A 1424-nucleotide genomic window follows, 5' to 3' on the forward strand; every position below is an offset into this window, starting at 1 on the left:
GGGGAGTTGGTGACGACGTTGGTGCGGTCCAGCTTCAGGACGGTCTCGCGGGTGTTGCAGCTTCCGCTGATGGTGATCCAGTGCGGGAAGAGGTCGCGGCTGTAGCCGGTGCGGTTCTCGGCGGCCACGGTGAGGGAGGCGAGGTAGCTGCGGGCGGTGGCCGCGCTGACCGGGGTGGGGAGGGCGGCGGAGGCGGAGGGGGAGGCGAAGAGCGTGACGGAGGTCATGAGGCCGGTGAGGGCCGCGAGTATGCCCAGCCGTCGACGCGCGTAGAGCTTCGGCATGCGAACTCCCTTGTGGGGTAGGGGTGTTGAACGCGGGCACAGGCATGCTGACGCCGCCGCGTTACAAGGAGACGGGCGCCCGGTGAGAAGCTAGTGACGCGCGCATGACATGACAAGGTTCACGAATGAACTTCCGGTCGCATACGATGGGCGGCGCGGAAGGGGAGTAGCCCTGTGCCGGGACCGTCGACATACTGCTCAGCCCGCCTGAGCCGGCGCCCGGAGGCGGACCCCGTCAGGGACGGGGCCGGCCGGCGAGACCTTCGGCAAGCAGTGCACGCCCGTGCCGTACGGCACGGGTCCACGTCCGTGTGCTGCCCTGCCGAGACGTCTTGCCGCCCCGACGCAGCACTCTCGGCCGGGCAGCCCCGACCGATTGAGGAACAGTGATCAGTCTCAGCGTCCTGGCGCTCACCTTCGGTGTCGTCCTCCTCGCCGAGCTGCCGGACAAGACGGCGCTCGCGGGGCTCGTCCTCGGCACCCGCTACCGGGCCTCCCACGTCTTCGCCGGCGTCGCCGCCGCGTTCCTGCTGCACGTGGCCCTGGCCGTGGCGGCCGGCAGTGTCCTCACGCTGCTGCCGCAGCGGGTCGTGCAGGCCCTGACGGGCGCACTGTTCCTCGGCGGCGCGGTGATGCTGCTGCGGAAGAAGGACGACGACGAGGAGGAGATCCGCCGGCCCGGGGACCAGTCCTTCTGGAAGGTCGCGGGGACGGGCTTCATGCTCATCCTGGTCGCCGAGTTCGGCGACCTCACCCAGATCATGACGGCCAACCTCGCCGCCCGCTACGACGACCCCCTCTCGGTCGGTCTGGGGGCGGTCCTCGCCCTCTGGACGGTCGCGGGCCTGGGCATCGCGGGCGGCAAGGCCCTGATGAGGCGGGTCCCGCTCGGCCTGATCACCAGGATCGCGGCCCTGCTGATGCTGGCGCTCGGCGTGTGGAGCCTGTGGGAGGCGGCGGCGTGAGCGCCGCCCCGCCCGCCGGGCGGACCGGCCGCGGGCCCGGTGTCGCACCGCGGCCCGGCCCGCCCGCTCCCCCGGACCGCCCCCGGCGGCCCGCTACGCACAGTGAGCGAATTTCGAACACATGATCCCATCGCAACAAGTCGCGACTCGGATTCGAACAGGCATAGCATTGTGC

General features: G+C 71.1%; 1 protein-coding gene and 1 pseudogene. One reads left to right on the forward strand and one right to left on the reverse strand.

Annotated features, from left to right (window positions below):
- Positions 1-284, reverse strand: a pseudogene (locus tag CCN35_RS26465) (hypothetical protein); the annotation flags it as partial.
- A gap of 386 nt (positions 285-670) precedes the next feature.
- Between CCN35_RS26465 and CCN35_RS26470 the strand changes: the two are divergent.
- Entirely contained in the window at positions 671-1249 is a 579-nt protein-coding gene (locus CCN35_RS26470) for a TMEM165/GDT1 family protein (protein ID WP_067397439.1), read from the forward strand.
- The last annotated feature ends 175 nt before the right edge of the window (positions 1250-1424 follow it).

The sequence above is a fragment of the Streptomyces thermovulgaris genome, assembly GCF_002155915.1.
Lineage (GTDB): Bacteria > Actinomycetota > Actinomycetes > Streptomycetales > Streptomycetaceae > Streptomyces > Streptomyces thermovulgaris.